Raw genomic sequence first — 18,621 nt, forward strand, 5'->3', positions numbered from 1 at the left:
CATCCGGGAGATCCGACGATCGACATTGAAGGCGGTGCCAGGTGAGCCTCGTGATTTTCGACAGCAAGATGAACGGCCCCGATCTACGGGATGTGGAGACCGCTCCCGAGCCAGTGGCTGTCCAGATTCCGGTCAGCGACGGACCCATCAGCGACATCGCCGTCAGCCCCGACGGCAGCCGGCTGCTGGTCACCAACCACGGCGGCGACAGTGTCTCGGTCATCGACACCGCCGCCTACCGGGTGGTGCAGACCATCGCCGGTCTTGAGGAACCTTTCGTCATCGCCACCGATGCGACCGACCGGGCCTACCTGAGCACGGTGTCGAATGCTTACGACGCGATCCAGGTCCTCGACACGACCACCGGCGCCGTCATCGAGACACACCCCGTTGCGCTCAGCGTCAGCGACCTCGCGGTCAGCGCAGACGGCAAGCACGTGTACATCGGCCGCAACGGCGTCCGCAACGCCGATATCGCCGTGCTGGACACCGCGACCGGCGGCATCCAGGTGGTCGACATCGCCACCGACCCCGGCACCACCACCGACTGCGTCCGGCTCAGTCCCGACGGCACCCGCTTGTATGTCGGGGTCAACGGACCGGCCGGGGGGCAGTTGGTGGTCGTGGACACCGGCGTGCCGGAAGAAACCGGACGCCGTTCGCGCTGGCGTCGCAGGAACGCCCACCCGCACGCGCCGGCCGTGATCGCGACGATCGGCACCGGCCTGCCCGTGCGCGACGTCGCGATCAGTCCCAATGGGTCACTGGCATACGTCGCCAGCACCGGCCCGGACTTCGCGGTGATCGACGTCGTCGACACCCGCACCACCAAGATCACCGGCACCCGCAAGATCACCGAGGTCACCGGCATCCTGACCCGGCTCACCCTCAGTGGCGACGGCGACCGGGCCTACCTGGTCAGCGATGACAGCGTCACGATCCTCTGCACCCTCACCCAAGACGTCATCGACTCGGTAAACGTCGCGGCCGAGCCGTCCTGCGTGGCCGAAAGCCGGGACGGGCGCTACCTCTACATCGCCGACTACTCCGGTGTGGTCCTGGTGACGCCGCTGGCGGCGAGCCTGCACTCCGACGTCGAGCCGGCGGCCCTGGAAAGCAAGCGGTCGGTGGATCTGTTCGTCCCCGACGTGCTGCAGTACGACCCGGCGCTGGTGTAGCCCCGCCCGGGGCGGGCGTTCCTCGTCGCACGGTTCGGCGCTAGCATCGCGCAGGAGGCCATGATGCTCAGCCGCGACGCGTGAGGCGGTACATCGATGTACAGCACGATGCAGGACTTTCCGCTGACGATCACCGCGATCATGCGGCACGGCTGCGGTGTGCACGGACTGCGGGAGGTCGTCACCGCAACCGGTGACGGCTATCGCAGCACCACTTATCGCGAGGTAGGCCAGCAGGCTGCCCAGTTGGCAAATGCGTTGCGCCGCATCGGTATCACCGGTGACGAGCGGGTGGCCACCTTCATGTGGAACAACGCCGAACATCTGACCGCCTATCTCGCGGTGCCCTCGATGGGCGCGGTGCTGCACACGCTGAACATTCGACTGTTCGCCGAACAACTCAGCTACGTCGCCAACGAGGCCGAGGACCGCGTGGTGCTGGTCGATGTGTCTCTGATCAAGCAGCTCGCCCCGGTACTGGGCGATCTCGAGACCGTGCACACCGTGATCGCGGTCGGTGAGGGCGACATCGCGCCGCTGGAAGAATCCGGCAAGACGGTGCTGCGCTATCGCGACGTGATCGACGGCGAATCAGCCGAATTCGACTGGCCGCGACTCGACGAAAACTCCGCGGCCGCCATGTGCTACACCAGCGGCACCACTGGCCATCCCAAAGGTGTTGTGTACAGCCATCGTTCGAGCTTCCTGCACACGATGGCCGCATGTACCAGCAACGGGATCGGGGTGGGTGCCAGCGACCGGCTGCTGCCCATCGTGCCGATGTTCCACGCCAACGCCTGGGGCCTGCCGTACGCGGCGCTGGCTGCCGGCGCCGATCTGCTGCTGCCCGACCGGCACCTGGACGCGCCGTCGTTGATTCATCTCGTGGAGACCCTGCGACCCACCCTGGCCGGGGCGGTGCCGACGATCTGGAATGACGTCATGCATTACCTGGAACGCGAACCCGACCATGACGTGTCCTCGCTGCGGCGGGTGGCGTGCGGTGGATCGGCGGTGCCGGAGTCGTTGATGCGCACCTTCGAGGACAAACACAACGTGCAGATCCGCCAATTGTGGGGCATGACCGAGACCTCGCCGTTGGCGTCCATGGCCTGGCCGCCGCCCAAGACCCCCGACGATCAGCACTGGGCCTTCCGCGTGACCCAGGGTCAACCGGTCTGCGGCGTGGAGACCCGCATCGTCGACGATGAAGGCAACGCGCTGCCGCACGATGGTGAAGCGGTGGGAGAGTTGGAAGTTCGCGGTCCGTGGATCACCGGCTCGTACTACCGGGGGCAGGACGAGTCCAAGTTCGATTCTGGTTGGCTGCGTACCGGCGACGTCGGGCGCATCGACGAACAGGGCTTCATCACGTTGACTGACCGAGCCAAGGACGTCATCAAATCCGGTGGCGAGTGGATCTCCTCGGTCGACTTGGAGAACTGCCTCATTGCGCATCCCGATGTGGTGGAGGCCGCCGTCGTCGGAGTGCCCGACGAGCGTTGGCAGGAACGGCCGCTGGCCGTCGTCGTCGCCCGGGACGGGGCCGACGTCAGTGCCGACGGGCTGCGAAAGTATCTGGCGGACAAGGTCGTTCGCTGGTGGTTGCCGGAACGGTGGACGTTCGTCGAGGAGGTTCCGCGCACCAGCGTGGGCAAGTACGACAAAAAGACCATCCGGTCGCGCTACGCCGACGGCGAGTATGACGTCACCGAAGTGCACAGCTAGGACTCCGCGAGCGCTCGCCGTCGGGAAGAGAGAGATATGGCCAGGTCCGTGACCGTCGAACAGTCGCGCGCAATACCCGTCTCCGTCGAGGATGCGTTCGCGCAGACGATGCCGATATCGCTGCCGAAGACGATGTCGCAGTGGTACGGCGTGATCCCGCCGATCAGGGAAGTGCGGGATCAAACGGGCGCCTGGGACGCGCCCGGCCAGACCCGCACCATTCTGATGGTGGGCGGCGGTCGGGTACGCGAGCAGCTGACCGCGGTGGACCCGCCGCACTCGTTCGCCTACACCCTCTCCCAGCTCACCGGCCCGCTCTCGGCGCTGGTCAGCTCGATCGACGGTAAGTGGTCGTTCACGCCGGCGGGCACCGGGACGCGGGTGAGCTGGCAGTGGACGCTGCACCCCAAGTCTGCGACGGCGGCGTCGCTGCTGCCGGTCTTCGCCAAGATGTGGAAGGGCTACGCGCGGGTGGTGCTGGAGAAGCTGTCCGCTGAGCTGGTGGGCTGAGTCCCGCCATGTGTCGACTTTTCGGGTTGCACGCCGGGACGGAAGTTGTCACCGCCACGTTCTGGTTGCTCGACGCGCCCGACAGCCTCGCTGCGCAGAGCCGCAAGAACCCGGACGGCACCGGCCTCGGGCTGTTCGACGAGCGCGGCCGGCCGCACCTGCACAAGGAGCCGATCGCGGCCTGGCAGGACGCGACGTTCGCCACCGAGGCGCATGAGCTGACCGGCACCGCGTTCATCGCGCATGTCCGGTACGCGACGACGGGGTCCCTCGACGTGCGCAATACCCACCCGTTCCTGCAGGACGGCAGGATTTTCGCGCACAACGGCATGATCGAAGGTCTGGACATCCTCGACGACCGGCTGCGCGAACTCGGCACCTATGACCTGGTGCTGGGCCAGACCGATTCCGAGCGGGTGTTCGCCTTGATCACCGCTGCCATCCGGGCCCGAAAAGGGGACGTGACAACGGGTTTGGTCGATGCGGTGAGCTGGTTGGCCGCCAACGTGCCGATCTATGCCGTCAACATCCTGCTCTGCATGGGCACCCAGATGTGGGCACTGCGGTACCCGCAGACGCATCAGTTGTTCATGCTGGATCGTCGTCGCGACGGTGAACCCGACTTCGACATGTCCACCAGCAGGATCCACGCCCGATCCGAGACGCTGACCGACAGCTCGGCGGTGGTGTTCGCGACCGAACCGATGGACGACGATCCCCGCTGGCTGCTGCTCGACCCGGGCGAACTCGTCTACGTCGACGCCGACCTGCAGATCAGCCGCTCGGTGGTGCTGCCCGACCCGCCCAAGAACCTGGTGCGCCGAGACGATCTGAGTCAGCCGGTCTTCCGTGCCCAGCACGCCCTGCCGGGCACGCGGCACCTCCCATAGCGGCGACTGGCAGAGTAGTCAGCTATGCGTGCACTTGTCCTGGCCGGTGGTGGAGTAGCGGGAATCGCTTGGGAGACAGGCATTCTGCGTGGGATTGCCGACGAGTCGCCGGATGCGGCGCGGCTGCTGCTGGAATCCGACGTGCTGGTCGGCACCTCCGCCGGCTCGACGGTGGCCGCGCAGCTCAGCAGTGGTTGCACCCTGGATACGTTGTTCGAACGGCAGACGGGTGAGGCGTCGGCCGAGATCGACCCCGGCGTCGACATCGAATCCATCACCGAACTGTTCCTGGACGCCCTGCGCGAGCCGGGCATTCCGAAGCGGGAACGCCTGCAGCGGATCGGTTCGGTGGCGCTGGGCACCCACACCGTGCCCGAGGACGTGCGACGCGGCGTCATCGCCCAGCGCCTGCCGTCGCACGAGTGGCCGGACCGCGCGCTGCGGATCACCGCAATCGACACCGCCACCGGGGAATTGGTGGTCTTCGATCGCGCGTCCGGTGTCGGCCTGGTCGATGCGGTGGCATCCAGCTGCGCGGTGCCGGGGGCGTGGCCGCCGGTGACCATCGGTGGGCGACGCTACATGGACGGCGGGGTGAACAGCGCGGTCAACGTCGATGTCGCCGCCGACTGCGACGAGGTGGTGGTGCTGGTGCCCGCCGCCGCGGATGCCCCGTCGCCGTTCGGTGCCGGGCCGGCCGCCGAGATCGCGGCGTTCGCGGGCACGACGTTCAGTGTGTTCGCCGACGAGGAATCCCTGGCGGCGTTCGGGGCCAACCCGCTGGATCCGCGCTGCCGGGTCGGGTCGGCGACGGCGGGCCGGGCGCAGGGGCGCCGCGAGGCGCGGGCGGTCGCGCGCTTCCTGAGTCGTTGAGCAGGGGCCCTACTCGTCGTCGCCGCTGTCCTCGAAGTCGTCCAGTGCCCGGTCGGCCAGCGCGCGTCCCGCGTCGATCACCTCCACGGCCCGGTGGAATTCCAGACTGCGGCAGGTGCTGCGCGGCACCTCGATCAGCACGTCCGGCGGATAGGCCGCCAGAATGTGCCGGGCCAGTGCGGACTGCGCGATGTCTATCGTCCGATTCATCACGTCGAAGCCGCCGAGCTTGGGCAGCTCGGGCAGCTCCCCGTCTTCTTCGGCGCCGGAGTCCGACCCCGACTCCTGCTCCTGCTCCTGCTCCGGGACGGTCGCGCCGAAGCGTCCGAGGACCGCGCGGGCCGTGGGCCGGTCCAGCAGGGCCTTGGCGGCACTGATGTCGAACAACGCGGTGGTACTGCGCACCATGCGGTTCATCCATTCGGTCGTCATCCCCGGTTCCGCGTCGCGGGTGGCGCCCGGCTCACTTCCGTTGAGGCTGACCGCGATCGTCAGGTCGGCGTTGATCGCTGCGATCGGTGCCATCGGCAGCGGGTCGAGGATGCCGCCGTCGGCGAGCAGGCGGCCGTCGAGCTCGTGCGGTGCGATCACCCCCGGAATGGCGATCGATGCGCGGATGGCTTCGTCGACGGGACCGCGCTGAAACCACACCGACTTACCGGTCAGCAGATCGGTGGCCACCGCGGTGAAGGGGACGTCCAGTTCCTCGATGGTGACCGGGCCGAGGATGTCGCGTACCGCATCCAGAATCTTCTCGGCCCGCAACACCCCCGCCGCCGTCAACGACGGGTCGAGCAGCCGCAGAATGGTGCGCTGGGTCAGCGACTTGGCCCAGTCGGCGAGTTCGTCGAGCCGCCCGGCGGCCTGCACGCCGCCGACCAGGGCGCCCATCGAGGAACCGGCGATCCCGGCGATCTCATAGCCACGTTCCTGCAGCGCCTGGATCACTCCGATGTGGGCGTAGCCGCGGGCGCCGCCGCTGCCCAGTGCCAACGCGACGCGGGCACGCGGGCGAACAGCTGAGGGACCGGCCATAGTTTTTTGCACCCCTGATCGCAATTGTTAAGGCTGCCGTCAGCCGCACTCGCCGCGGGCGGCCGCCTGCGCCGCGACGATCACCGCGGCCTGGCGAGCAGGGCCCAACTCGCTCCACCGCTTGTTGAAGCTGCCGGCAACCCCGGCCGCAGCCGTCTGAACCATCTGCAGATACGGCTCGACGGCCGCCTCACCGGTGGTCGACCGCTCATCCATCCACACCTTGGCGGCATGGCAGGCCTGGAAATACTCTTCCTCAGTCGATTCGGCGGGAGCGTCCACGCGGGTCGTCACACCGGCCGGGGAGACGCCGATCGCGCCGGGTGCCAGCGAACCCGTCGCCGCCGACGACTGCGCCGACGTGGACGCGGGGTGGCCGCCGTGGTCACCGGACGAGCAGCCGGCCAGCACCGGCAGAATTGCCGCAATCATGACCGTTCGGCAGGTCGCGTCCGGCCGGGGCAGCTGAGATCGGGATCGGCGCACGCCACCCAATCTATGCAACACTTTCCCCGTGCTGGAGCGGTTCGGATTTTGCGAGTGTTGTCGGCCCTGACGCCGCCGCTTGCCCTGACCGTTTCGACTCCGGAGTTCCTCATGGCTCACCCTGTTCTGCAGCCCCTGTCCCGGCCCTATCCGACGCTGACTGCCCCCTACCCGGGGCCCACCCGGTTGCGCGTGCCCGATCTGTTGCACGCCACCGATCAGGCCGCCGACGACGTGCTGAGCGGACGCTGCGACCACCTGCTTCCCGACGGCGGGGTGCCCGAGCAGCAGCGCTGGTTCGCCCGCATCCACGGCGACGAGGAACTCGACATCTGGTTGATCAGCTGGGTTCCCGGGCACGCCACCGAACTGCACGACCACGGCGGTTCACTCGGTGCGCTGACGGTGCTCTCCGGTGCGCTCAGCGAGTTCCGTTGGGACGGAAGGAAATTGCGTCGCCGTCGGCTCGAGGCCGGCGACCAGGCGGGATTTCCGCTGGGCTGGGTGCACGACGTGGTGTGGGCGCCCAGGTCGGTGGAGGGACCGGTCGACATCGGCACCGGTGCGTCGGCTCCGACCCTGAGCGTGCACGCCTACTCGCCGCCGCTTACGGCGATGTCCTACTACGAGGTGACCGAGCGAAACACGCTGCGCCGCAATCGAACCGAGTTGACCGACCAGCCGGAAGGCCCGTGATGAGCCGGATCGACGCCGTGCTGGACGCGGCCCGGGACCGATACCGCCGGCTGCCTGCCGAACACGTGCCCGCGGCGGTTCGCGGCGGCGCGTTGCTCGTCGACATCCGGCCGCAGGCTCAGCGTGCCCGGGAAGGCGAGGTGCCCGGTGCGCTGGTGATCGAACGCAATGTGCTGGAGTGGCGCCTGGACCCGACCAGCGACGCCCGGCTCCCCGCAGCCGTCGACGACGACGTGCAGTGGGTGATCCTGTGTTCGGAGGGCTACACCTCGAGCCTGGCCGCGGCCGCGCTGCTGGACCTGGGCCTGCACCGCGCGACCGACGTGATCGGCGGCTATCACGCGCTGAGCGCCGCCGGCGTGCTGGGCGACCTGGAACCGGTCAGCCGCTAACCGGTGGCGTCCTGATCGTCGCCCGAGCCCAGCGGCATCGCGTTGGCGTTCAGCATCGGCCGTAGCCGTTCGGTCTTTTCCGGCGTCCACCCCGGCGGCGACAGCACCGCGGCCCAGCCGTCGGCGCAGTTGGCCACGTAACGGTGGCCGTGGCCGTCGGGAACGTCGACCGCAACCGCCATGTCCGCCGACACCTGCAGGAACGTCACCAGCGGGATCCACCGCGTCTCGGGTAACACGTCGTAGCCACGCTTCTCGCGCAGCCAGTCCGGTTTGTTGAACAGCAGGTCCGGTGTCCACCAGGCGATCGGGTCGGAGGCGTGCTGCAGATACACCACCCGGGGTCTGCTCCACTCCCGGCTGGGACGGTTCAAGTCCTCCGGGCGCGCGACGAAGCGGACGTTGTGACCGCCGTCGAAGATCGGCAACCACTCCGGCGAACCGCGGTCCCGCGTCGCGGTCAGCTGCGTCCAGATGGTGTTGTTGAACGTCGGCCCGCTGAACAGGGCGCCGTCGGTACGGGCCAGCACGTTGTTGAGGCTCATGAACGGCGCCTCGCCGCCGAACGAGCCCAGGCTCTCGCCGAAGACGACGAGCTTGGGACGCTTGAATTCCGGCATCTGCCGGATCAGCTTGTCGACGGCCTCGAACAACGCCTGCCCGGCGTGCCGGGCGTTCTCCTTGTCCACCAGGAACGACAGCCAGCTCGGCAGGAACGAGTACTGCATGCTGACGATCGCGGTGTTGCCGTTGTACATGTATTCCAGTGCCGAGGCCTCCGCCTCGTTGATCCACCCGGTGCCGGTGGTGGTGCCCACTGCGACGACGGCGCGCTGCAGGCCTCCGGTCCGCAGCAGCTCCTGGGCCGCCAGTTGGGCGGTCGCGTCGATGTCTGCCGCGGATTTCAGGCCGGCGTACGCCCGGATCGGCTGAAGCGCCGCAACGCCGTTGAATGCGGTCAGCTTCTTCACCGACGGTCCACCCCGGACGAAGATCCGGCCCTGATGGCCCAGTGACTCCCACGACACCAGCGACTCCGGACCGCCGGAGCGCAGCCTGGTCTTCGGCGGTGCACTGTCGGGGTCCATCTCGTTGTTGAGCGAGGCGAACGAGCCGTTCATGGACCGCATCGCGAACTTGAGCACCACGCCGTTGAGCACAGTGATCGTCAGCGCGGTGAGCGCGATCACCACGATGGCCGCCGAAACGCGGAACGGGGCGACCCGATCCACCTGTGCCACCAGGCGAGTGACGATCCAGCGGATGAACTTGCCGATTTCGACAAAGGTGAACAACACGACCATCGACAGCGCGCCGGTCAGCGGGTAGTCGTACCACTGCAGGTGCTCGACGCCCATCATGTCGCGCACGTCGTCCTGCCAGACATGGAATCGGATCGCCATCACCACCACGCCGATCGCGCCGACCACGATCAGCGGCGGCCACGCCCACGGCGGCGCGGGGGGAGTGGTGTTCTGCGAACGCATGTAGCGGACCAGCCACACGGTGAACACACCCAACCCGTATCCGGTTGCGCCCGAAGACCCGCTGACCACTCCCTGGAACAGCGGCCCGCGGGGCAGCAGCGACGGGGTCAGCGACAACCACACGAAAATCAGGCCCAGCATGGTCCCGGTGTAGGTGTAATTTCGCACCCACCAACGGCCGTGGACCAGGGGTGGGGCCAGATCCTTGTCGTCAGGGCGCGGCTCGTCGGCCGATTCCTCGTCGGTGGTCAGGGCCGCCGAGCCGCTCATCGGTGGGTGAAGTCAGGCGGGCGCTTCTCCACGAAGGCAGCCATGCCTTCGGATTGGTCGTCGGTGGCAAAGGTCGAGTGAAACAGCCTGCGCTCGTAGAGAAGTCCCTCGGCCAGGGTGGACTCGAAGGCGCGGTTGACGGCTTCCTTGGCCATCCGGGTGGCCGACAGCGACAGCTGCGAGATGGTGCTCGCGACGGCTTTGGCTTCAGTCAGCAGGTCGTCGGCGGGAACCACCCGCGACACCAGTCCGCTGCGTTCGGCCTCGGCCGCATCGATGGTGCGTCCGGTCAAGATGAGGTCCATCGCCTTGGCTTTGCCGATCGCCCGGGTCAGCCGTTGCGAGCCGCCCATACCGGGGATCACGCCCAGCTTGATCTCCGGCTGACCGAATTTCGCGGTGTCGGCGGCGATCAGCAGATCGCACATCATCGCCAGCTCACAGCCGCCGCCGAGCGCGTAGCCGGCCACCGCCGCGATCGTCGGGGTGCGCACCGCGGCCAACTTGCCCCAGGTGACGAAGAAGTCGGCGCCGAACGCGTCGGCGAAGGACAGTCCGGCCATCTCCTTGATGTCGGCGCCCGCGGCGAACGCCTTGGCCGAACCGGTGATGATGATCGCCCCGATGCCGTCGTCGGAATCCAGTTCTGTTGCGGCATCAGTGACTTCGTGCATTACCTGGCTGTTCAGCGCATTGAGGGCCTTGGGCCGGTTCAGGGTGATGATGCCAACTCGTTCATCACGCTCGACCAGGATGGTTTCGTAGGACATGCGATTGCCTCCCTAGAACGTCAGATCGTCGTCCACTGGTGCGAAATATGCGTCGACGTCGGCTGCGGTGACTTCGTCCAGTTGCGCCGGGGACCACTTCGGGTTGCGGTCCTTATCGACCAGTTGGGCGCGGATGCCTTCGACGAAGTCGTGCGAGCGCAGCGACGCCGACGACACCCGATAATCCTGCACCAGAACATCTTCCAGCGTTTCCAGCTCGGCGGCACGGCGTACCGCCTCGAAGGTCACCGACAGTGCGATGGGGGAGCGGGTGGCGATCAGGTCCGCGGCGTCGTGGGCCGGCTCCGCGTCGTGTGCGCGCAACGCGGCGATGATGTCCGCGACAGTGTCGCCCGAGTAGCAGTCGTCGATCCATTCACGTTGCGCCGCAAGCTTACTCGGTGGCGGTTCGACGGCGTAGTGCGCGAGCGCGCCTTCGACGCCTTCGGTGGCGACCGCGGCGGTGAAAGCATCGAGTTCGCTGTGTGGCACGTAGTGGTCGGCGAACCCCAGCGCGATGGCGTCCGCACCGTCGAACGGTGCACCGGTCAGCGCGGCGTGCAGGCCGAGCTTGCCGGGCGCCCGCGACAACAGATAGGTCCCGCCGACGTCGGGGATGAAGCCGATCCCGACCTCGGGCATCGCGACCTTGGAGGTGTCGGTGGCCACCCGGGTGTTCGCGTGGGCGCTGACGCCGACCCCGCCGCCCATCACGATGCCGTCCATCACCGCGACGTAGGGCTTGTCGTAGCGGCCGATCTTTCCGTTGAGCAGATACTCGTCGCGCCAGAACCGCCGCGCCTCGGCGCCGTCGCTGCGGGCGGAGTGATACAGCGCCACCACGTCACCGCCGGCGCACAACCCGCGCTCGCCGGCGCCGGTGAGCACCACCGCACGCACCGCGTCGTCGCGCTCCCACCGGGTCAGGACCGTGCTCAGCAGGTCGATCATCGTCTGGCTGAGCGAGTTGATCGCCTTCGGGCGGTTCAGTGTGACGTAGCCGACGTTGTGGTCCACGCGGGTCAGGACCTCGTCGGATTCCCCAGTCACGGCGCCAGTCACGCGCACGTCTCCCCTCGTCGTGAAGCACCCCTGGCCGCTGTGACCATGAGTTTGACCAGCAATCTAGATCGTTACTCGCTCGGCGGTGCCCGCGGGTCTAAGGTTTATGGTTATCCGGACCTTCATCCGGACCAGGTCGATAAGCAGCTCCGCGGGAACCCGCGCGGACCGCCAAACGTTGAGTAACTGTTTGCACAGCTCGAAACCACAGCATTTCAGAGAGGATCCGACGGTGCGGGAGACAAGCAACCCGGTATTCCGCTCGCTGCCGAAGCAGCAGGGCGGATACGCGCAGTTCGGCCCCGGCGTCGCGCCGGGCTACCAGGGCGACCCATACGCCCCCTACCAGCCGTCCCAGCCTTACCAGCCGCAGGCGGGGACTTCTCGTCCGGTGACCATCGACGATGTCGTCACCAAGACCGGCCTGACGCTGGCCACGCTGTCGGCGACCGCGGTCGTCTCCTACTTCCTGGTCGCGGCGAACAACAGCCTGGCGATGCCGCTGGCCATGGTCGGCGGGATCGGTGGTCTGGTAATGGTGCTGATTGCGACGTTCGGTCGCAAGCAGGACAACCCGGCGATCGTGCTGAGCTACGCCGTCCTCGAGGGTTTGTTCCTGGGCGCCATCTCGTTCCTGCTGGCGCACTTCACTGTGGGCTCGGCCAACGCGGGTTCGCTCATCGGCCAGGCCATCCTGGGGACTCTCGGCGTGTTCTTCGGAATGTTGGTCGTCTACAAGACCGGTGCTATTCGGGTCACGCCGAAGTTCGTTCGGATGATGACCGCTGCGATCTTCGGTGTGTTCTTCCTGATGCTGGGCAACCTCGTGCTGAGTTTCTTCACCCACTCGGCGGGCCCGCTGCGGGGTGGCGGCACCATCGCGATCATCTTCTCGCTGGTCTGCATCGGCATCGCGGCCTTCAGCTTCTTGATCGACTTCGACGCCGCCGACCAGATGATTCGCGCAGGGGCGCCGGAGAAGGCCGCGTGGGGCATCGCGCTCGGCCTGACCGTGACCCTGGTCTGGCTGTACATCGAGATCCTGCGTCTGCTGAGCTATCTGCAGAACGATTGATCCCTGGACGGGCAAAGCCGGCACGCCATGGCGTGCCGGCTTTCTCTTTTGTGTGCGCCCTCTTTCGTGTGGCGCCGCGCGGGTGGCGCCGCGGGTGTGCGGCGTTGACGCTGCGCTGGCGGCGCGGTGGGTGGCTTCCCCGGGCGTGACTCTGCGCTGGTGGCGGGGGGTCCTCGCAGTTTTGCGCCCTGGACGCAGAGTGAATTGCGGTGTCGGTGCCGGCTGCCACCATGCGGGGTATGTGGTATGCACAGCAGCCCTTTATCGGCAGCGAGGCACTCACCGACGGCCGACTCAGCCGGCACGAGCTGCGCACTTACTACCGCCCGATCATGCCGAATGTCTACCTGGACAAGCGTGTGGACCCGTCATTGCGCGACCGCACCGTCGCCGCGTGGTTGTGGTCGCACCGCGAAGGTGTTCTGTCCGGTGCCGCCGCTGACTTTGCGCTGAGGGCGCTGCGCTCTCGCACTCTGTCGCCCTGGACGCAGAGTGACCGGGTGGGCCGACGCAGAGTGAACGGCGGAGGGGCGGCGCAGCGCCGACGAAGCGCAGCTAGGACAGCCGCTCGACCACCATCGCCATACCCTGCCCACCGCCGACGCACATGGTCTCCACGCCGAACGTCTTGTCGTGCGTCTGCAGATTGTTGAGCAGCGTCGCGGTGATGCGGGCGCCGGTCATGCCGAACGGGTGACCCAACGCGATAGCACCGCCCGACACGTTCAGCTTGTCCTCGTCGATACCCAGCTCGCGCGCCGACCCCAGCACCTGCACCGCAAACGCCTCATTGATTTCGAAGAGGTCGATGTCGGTGACCGACATGCCGGCGCGGGCCAGCGCCTTCTTGACCGCCTCGATCGGGCCCAGCCCCATGATCTCCGGGGAGAGCCCACTGACGCCGGTGGACACGATGCGCGCCAACGGCGTCAGGCCCAGCTCCTTGGCCTTGGTGTCGCTGGTGATGATCACCGCAGCCGCGCCGTCGTTCAACGGGCAGGCATTGCCCGCGGTGACGGTGCCGTTGGGCCGGAACACCGGCTTGAGCTCGCTGATCTTCTCGTAGGTGGTGCCGGCGCGCGGGCCGTCGTCGGTGTCGACGGTGCTGCCGTCGGGCAGGGTGACCGCAGAGATCTCGCGGGCGAAGAACCCGTTCTTGATCGCTTCTTCAGCGCGGTTCTGGCTGCGCACACCCCAGTGGTCCTGGTCTTCGCGGCTGATGCCCGTCATCGCAGCGACGTTCTCGGCGGTCTGCCCCATCGCGATGTAGATGTCAGGCACATTCCCGTCGGCGCGCGGGTCGTGCCATTCGTCGGCGCCGGCCGCCGCCGCGGCGGTGCGCTGTTGCCCCTCGTCGAACAGCGGGTTCTTGGTGTCCGGCCACGAGTCGGCGCTGCCCTTGGCGAAGCGGGACACCGTCTCCACACCGGCGGAGATGAAAGCGTCACCCTCACCGGCCTTGATCGCATGAAACGCCATGCGGGTGGTCTGCAGCGACGACGAGCAGTACCGGTTGACGGTGGTGCCGGGCAGGAAGTCGTAGCCGAGTTGGACGGCGACGACCCGCGCCATGTTGAAGCCGGACTCACCGGCGGGCTGTCCGCATCCCAGCATCAGGTCGTCGATCTGATGTGGGTTCAGCTCCGGCACCTTGTCGAGTGCGGCGCGCACCATCTGGCTGGCCAGGTCGTCGGGCCGCATGCCGACCAGCGACCCTTTCATGGCACGGCCGATCGGTGAGCGGGCAGTTGAGACGATGACGGCTTCGGGCATGTCGGCTCCTCCGGTGGGCGGTGGCCATTCGAATCTGGCAGGCCGAGCCTAGTCCCGCGGCCCAACGCGCCGGAGTCAAGGTAGGGCGACGGCTTCACCTTCGGCCGCACGCGCAGCCGACGGGCGCGGCCAGAACCGGGACACCAGTGCGCGTCGGGTGGCACTGACCTCCGGGGTGACGATCTCGGCTGAAACCGGCGGCGGAACCGGCGGCAGGTCCAGCTTGTCACTGAGCGCGCTGCGCAACGCCGCCAGCAACTGCTCGGCCGCGACGGCATACCCGGCCGCCGAGGGGTGGAACTGGTCGGCGGAGAACATCAGCTCCGGCATCTCCCGGAATTTGGGCGCCACCAGATGCGCGATCGACACTGGCACACCCCCGGCCGCGCGCACCGCGGCGGCTTGTGCGCGGGCCAGTTGCAGACCCCGGGTGCGCGCCAGCGAACGCAACGGCTGGGGGATTGCCGTGATGACCCCCAGGTCTGGACAGGTCCCCACCACCACGACGGCGCCGCGGTCATGCAGCCGGCGCACCGAGGAGCCGAGTCGCTGGGCCGACGGGCTGACCCCGTTGAGCGCGGTGATGTCGTTCGCGCCGAGCATGATGACCGCGGCGTCGGGTGGCGGTCCGGCGACGAACATCGCATCGACCTGACCCCAGAGGCCTTTCGACGTGGCTCCGACAATGGCCTTGGTGCTCAGGCGGATTCGCAGCCCGGTCTGCTCGGCCAGCCCGCGGGCGATCACCACCCCGGGAACATCCTCTGCGGTCACGCACCCGTACCCGGCCGCCGTCGAGTCGCCGAAAATCATCAGGTGCAGGTCCACGGGCATGCCGCGCTGCCAGCGTTGCACGGGACCGCCGCCGCGGGTGTAGACGCCGTCGGCGCGGGGCGGGATGTCCCACGACTTGGGGATCACCGTGCGCGCATGCATGGCCTGGCCGACCAGCAGGTTGCGTGCGCCCAGATAGGCCGAGCCTGTCGAGGCGAGTGCACCCGCGGTGGCCAGAGCGATCGTCGAACGACGTGGCACGCGCATGCTCACGGCAATCAGTTTAGGACGGTTGTGCTGATTTCGTGGGTAGCTGAAGAACAAAGCGATTACGGTGTGAACCAGAAGTGATATCGAACTGAATAATCGAGTGCCGAGTGGGTAAACGGCTGCCAAGCTAAGTTGGCGAGGTTGGCTGGAGTCACTGCTCAGCGTCTTCGTCGCATGCTATCGGACTACAACGGCGTAGGAAGTAGTGAGCAATGACCGCTCCCAGTAAAGTATCTGGTTCCCCCCGGGTTCACATTCGGCCGCGCGATGTGCTGAAGTCTCGTAGACTTGAAGCCCGCAGGTTTGCGATCAGTGACGGTGCCCCCGTTCAGGTGGTCGAGTCTGGTCCAAGTGTCTCTGCGCGAATAGCTACGCTTGCTTCGCGTGTCACGATCCGTCCGTTTCTGGCGGTCGGCAGCTACGTTCCACAGTTTCCCTGGCCGTGGGCTCTGATCGACCACGCCGCCCGCGTGCTGCTGCCGGCCACCAACACCGTCCGGGCCGAAGTCGACTTGCCCAATGCCTCAGCGCAATTGGTGCGGGCCACCGGCGTCTTGCCGGCCGACGGTACCCGGCGCGTGATTCTGTATCTGCACGGCGGAGCCTTTCTCACCTGCGGAGCAAACTCGCACGGTCGCCTGGTCGAGACGCTGTCGAAGTTTGCTGACGCCCCAGTTCTGGTCGTCAACTACCGGCTGATGCCCAAGCATTCGATCGGGATGGCGCTCGATGACTGCTACGACGGCTACCGGTGGTTGCGGCTGCTCGGGTACGAACCCGAGCAGATTGTGCTTGCCGGCGACTCGGCCGGCGGCTACCTCGCGCTGTCCCTGGCGCAACGTCTGCTGCGGGAGGACGAGGAGCCCGCGGCCCTGGTGGCGATCTCGCCGCTGCTGCAGCTGGCAAAGGAAGAGAAGCAGGCCCACCCGAACATCAAGTGCGACGCGATGTTCCCGCCGCGAGCATTTGACGCGCTCGGCGAATTGGTTGCTAGCTGCGCCGCCAAGAACAAGAAGAACGGTGCGCCCGAGGAGATCTACGAGCCGTTGGAGCACATCGAGCCCGGCTTGCCGCGGACGCTGATCCACGTTTCCGGCTCCGAGGTGCTGTTGCACGACGCCCAGCTGGCCGCGCAGCGGCTGGCGGCGGTGGGGGTGCCCGCCGAGGTGCGGGTCTGGCCGGGCCAGGTGCACGACTTCCAGGTGGCCGGACCGATCTTGCCGGAGGCCGAGCGTTCGTTGCGGCAGATCGGCGAGTACATCCGCGAGGCCACCGGCTAGACACCCGAGTGCACCGCGCGGGACCGCCTGAGACCATAGGCGTATGCGAATCGCGCAGCACATCAGTGATCTCATCGGCGGCACTCCGCTGGTTCGGCTGAACTCCGTCGTCCCCGAGGGTTCGGGCATCGTGGCCGCGAAGGTCGAATACCTCAACCCGGGCGGCAGCTCCAAGGACCGGATCGCCGAGCGGATGATCGACGCGGCCGAGGCCAGCGGCGCGCTGCGGCCGGGCGGCACCATCGTCGAACCCACGTCGGGCAACACCGGTGTCGGCCTGGCGTTGGTGGCCCAGCGCCGCGGTTACAAATGCGTATTCGTGTGCCCCGACAAAGTCGGGGAGGACAAGCGAAATGTGTTGCGCGCGTACGGTGCCGAGGTGGTCGTCTGCCCGACGGCGGTGCCCCCGGAGGACCCGGACAGCTACTACAGCGTGTCCGACCGGTTGGTGCGGGAAACCGAAGGTGCCTGGAAGCCCGACCAATACTCCAACCCCGAGGGCCCGGCCAGCCACTACGCCAGCACGGGTCCGGAGATCTGGGCCGACACCGACGGCAAGATCACGCACTTCGTCGCCGGCATCGGCACCGGCGGCACGATCACCGGCGCCGGTCGCTACCTCAAGGAGGTGTCCAACGGGCGGGTGCGGATCATCGGCGCCGACCCAGAGGGTTCGGTGTACTCCGGCGGCACCGGCCGGCCGTATCTGGTCGAGGGAGTGGGCGAGGACTTCTGGCCGGCGGCCTACGACCCTTCGGTGCCCGACGAGATCGTCGCGGTCTCCGACTCCGATTCCTTCGACATGACCCGGCGCCTAGCCCGCGAGGAAGCCATGCTGGTCGGCGGCTCCTGCGGGATGGCCGTTGTCGCGGCGCTCAAGGTGGCCGAGCAGGCCGGGCCCGACGCGCTGGTCGTCGTGCTGCTGCCCGACGGTGGGCGCGGCTACATGGCGAAAATCTTCAACGACGCGTGGATGTCGTCCTACGGGTTCCTGCGCAGCAGGCTCGACGGGTCATCGGCGGAGTCCACCGTCGGAGATGTGCTGCGGCGCAAGTCCGGTGCGTTGCCCGACCTGGTGCACACCCACCCGTCGGAAACGGTGCGCGACGCGATCGGGATTCTGCGCGAATACGGGGTGTCGCAGATGCCGGTCGTGGGCGCCGAGCCGCCGGTGATGGCCGGCGAAGTCGCCGGCAGTGTCTCCGAGCGCGAACTCCTTTCGGCGGTGTTCGAGGGCCGCGCCAAGCTGGCCGACGCGGTGTCGGAGCACATGAGCCCCCCGTTGCGACTGATCGGGGCCGGCGAGCTGGTCAGCGTGGCCGGCAAGGAGCTGCGCGACTGGGACGCGTTGATGGTGGTGGAGGAGGGCAAGCCGGTCGGGGTGATCACCCGCTACGACCTGCTGGGCTTCCTGTCCGAAGGAACGCGACGACGCTAGCGGGGTCCCGCTGGTTCCGGCGCTCCGGTACTCTAACCGGCTTAGTTCAGCAAACTCCGTATCGGAAGGTTGTCCATGACCGATCAGCCGCCCGGTGGGCCCTATCCGTCCGCGCCCCCGCCCCCGCCGCCCGGTGGCTACCCGCCGCCACCCCCGCCGGCCGGCGCGGTCGCGCCGCCACCGCCGGGACCGGCCGTGCGCCAGTTGTCGACGGAGTCCTACACACCGTGGGTCTCCCGCGCGCTCGCATTCCTCATCGACTACGTCCCGGTGCTGATCATCGTCGGTATCACCACGGCCCTGTTGATCGCCGTCCCGGACGACTCGATGGCCGGCACTTTCCTGAACATGCTGGGAAATGGGTTGGTCGCGGCCTACGTCGTGTGGAACTACGGCTACAAGCAGGGCACCACCGGATCGAGCATCGGTAAGTCGATCCTGAAGTTCAAAGTGGTGAGCGAGGTCTCCGGCGCTCCGTTGGGATTCGCCATGTCACTGGTGCGTCAACTCGCGCACTTCGTCGACGCGATCATCTGCTACATCGGATTCTTATTCCCGTTGTGGGACAAGAAGCGCCAGACCCTGGCGGACAAGATCATGACGACGGTCTGTCTGCCGCTGCAAAGCTGAGGAG

The 18,621-nt window shown here is 67.5% G+C and carries 17 protein-coding genes and 2 pseudogenes; 12 read left to right on the plus strand and 7 right to left on the minus strand.

Annotated features, from left to right (window positions below):
* The first annotated feature begins 68 nt into the window (after positions 1-68).
* The 5 genes from AC5Y6Y_RS10225 to AC5Y6Y_RS10245 all read left to right on the plus strand — a co-directional run bounded on the left by AC5Y6Y_RS10225 (position 69) and on the right by AC5Y6Y_RS10245 (position 5,179).
* Positions 69-1,178 (plus strand): YncE family protein, encoded by a 1,110-nt coding sequence (locus AC5Y6Y_RS10225; RefSeq protein ID WP_463828817.1) that lies wholly within the window; start codon positions 69-71, stop codon positions 1,176-1,178.
* 96 nt (positions 1,179-1,274) lie between these two features.
* Positions 1,275-2,906, plus strand: coding sequence for a long-chain fatty acid--CoA ligase (locus tag AC5Y6Y_RS10230; protein WP_463828793.1), 1,632 nt, complete (start codon positions 1,275-1,277; stop codon positions 2,904-2,906).
* Positions 2,907-2,942: 36 nt separating this feature from the next.
* Positions 2,943-3,416 (plus strand): SRPBCC family protein, encoded by a 474-nt coding sequence (locus tag AC5Y6Y_RS10235; RefSeq protein ID WP_463828794.1) that lies wholly within the window; start codon positions 2,943-2,945, stop codon positions 3,414-3,416.
* Between the two features lie 8 nt (positions 3,417-3,424).
* Entirely contained in the window at positions 3,425-4,306 is an 882-nt protein-coding gene (locus AC5Y6Y_RS10240) for a class II glutamine amidotransferase (protein WP_499927652.1), read from the plus strand.
* 24 nt (positions 4,307-4,330) lie between these two features.
* Positions 4,331-5,179, plus strand: a complete 849-nt coding sequence (locus tag AC5Y6Y_RS10245; RefSeq protein WP_499929876.1) for a patatin-like phospholipase family protein — start codon at positions 4,331-4,333, stop codon at positions 5,177-5,179.
* A gap of 9 nt (positions 5,180-5,188) precedes the next feature.
* Here AC5Y6Y_RS10245 and AC5Y6Y_RS10250 read toward each other — a convergent pair whose 3' ends face one another.
* Both AC5Y6Y_RS10250 and AC5Y6Y_RS10255 read right to left on the minus strand, forming a co-directional pair.
* On the minus strand, positions 5,189-6,214 hold the full coding sequence (locus tag AC5Y6Y_RS10250) for a patatin family protein (protein WP_499927656.1): 1,026 nt from the start codon (positions 6,212-6,214) through the stop codon (positions 5,189-5,191).
* Positions 6,215-6,253: 39 nt separating this feature from the next.
* On the minus strand, positions 6,254-6,646 hold the full coding sequence (locus AC5Y6Y_RS10255) for a lipoprotein LpqV (protein WP_499927658.1): 393 nt from the start codon (positions 6,644-6,646) through the stop codon (positions 6,254-6,256).
* 165 nt (positions 6,647-6,811) lie between these two features.
* Here AC5Y6Y_RS10255 and AC5Y6Y_RS10260 point away from each other — a divergent pair, with 165 nt between their 5' ends.
* Together AC5Y6Y_RS10260 and AC5Y6Y_RS10265 are read left to right on the plus strand one after the other, a co-directional pair.
* On the plus strand, positions 6,812-7,396 hold the full coding sequence (locus AC5Y6Y_RS10260; protein WP_499929878.1) for a cysteine dioxygenase: 585 nt from the start codon (positions 6,812-6,814) through the stop codon (positions 7,394-7,396).
* Positions 7,396-7,788: a rhodanese-like domain-containing protein gene (locus AC5Y6Y_RS10265; protein ID WP_463828800.1), complete on the plus strand. Its 393-nt coding sequence runs from the start codon at positions 7,396-7,398 to the stop codon at positions 7,786-7,788. The genes AC5Y6Y_RS10260 and AC5Y6Y_RS10265 overlap by 1 nt, the downstream gene beginning before the upstream one ends.
* Here AC5Y6Y_RS10265 and AC5Y6Y_RS10270 read toward each other — a convergent pair.
* From AC5Y6Y_RS10270 to AC5Y6Y_RS10280, 3 genes are read right to left on the minus strand one after another with little or no spacing between them, the layout of a single operon-like run.
* On the minus strand, positions 7,785-9,545 hold the full coding sequence (locus tag AC5Y6Y_RS10270; RefSeq protein WP_499927662.1) for an alpha/beta hydrolase: 1,761 nt from the start codon (positions 9,543-9,545) through the stop codon (positions 7,785-7,787). The genes AC5Y6Y_RS10265 and AC5Y6Y_RS10270 overlap by 4 nt on opposite strands.
* On the minus strand, positions 9,542-10,315 hold the full coding sequence (locus tag AC5Y6Y_RS10275) for an enoyl-CoA hydratase (protein ID WP_499927664.1): 774 nt from the start codon (positions 10,313-10,315) through the stop codon (positions 9,542-9,544). The genes AC5Y6Y_RS10270 and AC5Y6Y_RS10275 overlap by 4 nt, the downstream gene beginning before the upstream one ends.
* Positions 10,316-10,327: 12 nt before the next feature.
* Positions 10,328-11,365: an enoyl-CoA hydratase/isomerase family protein gene (locus tag AC5Y6Y_RS10280; RefSeq protein ID WP_463828818.1), complete on the minus strand. Its 1,038-nt coding sequence runs from the start codon at positions 11,363-11,365 to the stop codon at positions 10,328-10,330.
* 244 nt (positions 11,366-11,609) lie between these two features.
* Here AC5Y6Y_RS10280 and AC5Y6Y_RS10285 point away from each other — a divergent pair, with 244 nt between their 5' ends.
* Both AC5Y6Y_RS10285 and AC5Y6Y_RS10290 read left to right on the plus strand, forming a co-directional pair.
* Positions 11,610-12,452: a Bax inhibitor-1/YccA family protein gene (locus AC5Y6Y_RS10285; protein WP_463828803.1), complete on the plus strand. Its 843-nt coding sequence runs from the start codon at positions 11,610-11,612 to the stop codon at positions 12,450-12,452.
* Positions 12,453-12,691: 239 nt separating this feature from the next.
* Positions 12,692-12,892 (plus strand): annotated as a pseudogene (locus AC5Y6Y_RS10290) (hypothetical protein); the annotation flags it as partial.
* A gap of 115 nt (positions 12,893-13,007) precedes the next feature.
* Here the strand turns inward: AC5Y6Y_RS10290 and AC5Y6Y_RS10295 are convergent.
* Together AC5Y6Y_RS10295 and AC5Y6Y_RS10300 are read right to left on the minus strand one after the other, a co-directional pair.
* On the minus strand, positions 13,008-14,225 hold the full coding sequence (locus AC5Y6Y_RS10295; RefSeq protein WP_463828804.1) for an acetyl-CoA C-acetyltransferase: 1,218 nt from the start codon (positions 14,223-14,225) through the stop codon (positions 13,008-13,010).
* A 75-nt stretch (positions 14,226-14,300) separates the two neighbouring features.
* On the minus strand, positions 14,301-15,260 hold the full coding sequence (locus AC5Y6Y_RS10300; RefSeq protein WP_463828819.1) for an SGNH/GDSL hydrolase family protein: 960 nt from the start codon (positions 15,258-15,260) through the stop codon (positions 14,301-14,303).
* 221 nt (positions 15,261-15,481) lie between these two features.
* On the opposite strand from AC5Y6Y_RS10300, the gene AC5Y6Y_RS10305 reads away from it, so the two are divergent.
* The 3 genes and pseudogenes from AC5Y6Y_RS10305 to AC5Y6Y_RS10315 all read left to right on the plus strand — a co-directional run.
* Positions 15,482-16,549, plus strand: a complete 1,068-nt coding sequence (locus AC5Y6Y_RS10305) for an alpha/beta hydrolase (RefSeq protein ID WP_463828805.1) — start codon at positions 15,482-15,484, stop codon at positions 16,547-16,549.
* A 43-nt stretch (positions 16,550-16,592) separates the two neighbouring features.
* A complete protein-coding gene (locus AC5Y6Y_RS10310; RefSeq protein ID WP_499927666.1) occupies positions 16,593-17,987 on the plus strand; it encodes a cystathionine beta-synthase in 1,395 nt (464 codons plus the stop codon).
* 114 nt (positions 17,988-18,101) lie between these two features.
* Positions 18,102-18,617: pseudogene (locus AC5Y6Y_RS10315) on the plus strand (RDD family protein); the annotation flags it as partial.
* Between the last annotated feature and the right edge of the window lie 4 nt (positions 18,618-18,621).

The organism is Mycobacterium sp. NGS24, from assembly GCF_059813065.1.

Bases quoted from the DNA above. Each gene is read 5' to 3' on its own strand.
- AC5Y6Y_RS10270 (WP_499927662.1), bottom strand. From the start codon at position 9,545: ATGAGCGGCTCGGCGGCCCTGACCACCGACGAGGAATCGGCCGACGAG.
- AC5Y6Y_RS10230 (WP_463828793.1), top strand. From the start codon at position 1,275: ATGTACAGCACGATGCAGGACTTTCCGCTGACGATCACCGCGATCATG.
- AC5Y6Y_RS10245 (WP_499929876.1), top strand. From the start codon at position 4,331: ATGCGTGCACTTGTCCTGGCCGGTGGTGGAGTAGCGGGAATCGCTTGG.
- AC5Y6Y_RS10250 (WP_499927656.1), bottom strand. From the start codon at position 6,214: ATGGCCGGTCCCTCAGCTGTTCGCCCGCGTGCCCGCGTCGCGTTGGCA.
- AC5Y6Y_RS10240 (WP_499927652.1), top strand. From the start codon at position 3,425: ATGTGTCGACTTTTCGGGTTGCACGCCGGGACGGAAGTTGTCACCGCC.
- AC5Y6Y_RS10255 (WP_499927658.1), bottom strand. From the start codon at position 6,646: ATGATTGCGGCAATTCTGCCGGTGCTGGCCGGCTGCTCGTCCGGTGAC.
- AC5Y6Y_RS10265 (WP_463828800.1), top strand. From the start codon at position 7,396: ATGAGCCGGATCGACGCCGTGCTGGACGCGGCCCGGGACCGATACCGC.
- AC5Y6Y_RS10305 (WP_463828805.1), top strand. From the start codon at position 15,482: ATGACCGCTCCCAGTAAAGTATCTGGTTCCCCCCGGGTTCACATTCGG.
- AC5Y6Y_RS10295 (WP_463828804.1), bottom strand. From the start codon at position 14,225: ATGCCCGAAGCCGTCATCGTCTCAACTGCCCGCTCACCGATCGGCCGT.
- AC5Y6Y_RS10275 (WP_499927664.1), bottom strand. From the start codon at position 10,315: ATGTCCTACGAAACCATCCTGGTCGAGCGTGATGAACGAGTTGGCATC.
- AC5Y6Y_RS10310 (WP_499927666.1), top strand. From the start codon at position 16,593: ATGCGAATCGCGCAGCACATCAGTGATCTCATCGGCGGCACTCCGCTG.
- AC5Y6Y_RS10260 (WP_499929878.1), top strand. From the start codon at position 6,812: ATGGCTCACCCTGTTCTGCAGCCCCTGTCCCGGCCCTATCCGACGCTG.
- AC5Y6Y_RS10235 (WP_463828794.1), top strand. From the start codon at position 2,943: ATGGCCAGGTCCGTGACCGTCGAACAGTCGCGCGCAATACCCGTCTCC.
- AC5Y6Y_RS10225 (WP_463828817.1), top strand. From the start codon at position 69: ATGAACGGCCCCGATCTACGGGATGTGGAGACCGCTCCCGAGCCAGTG.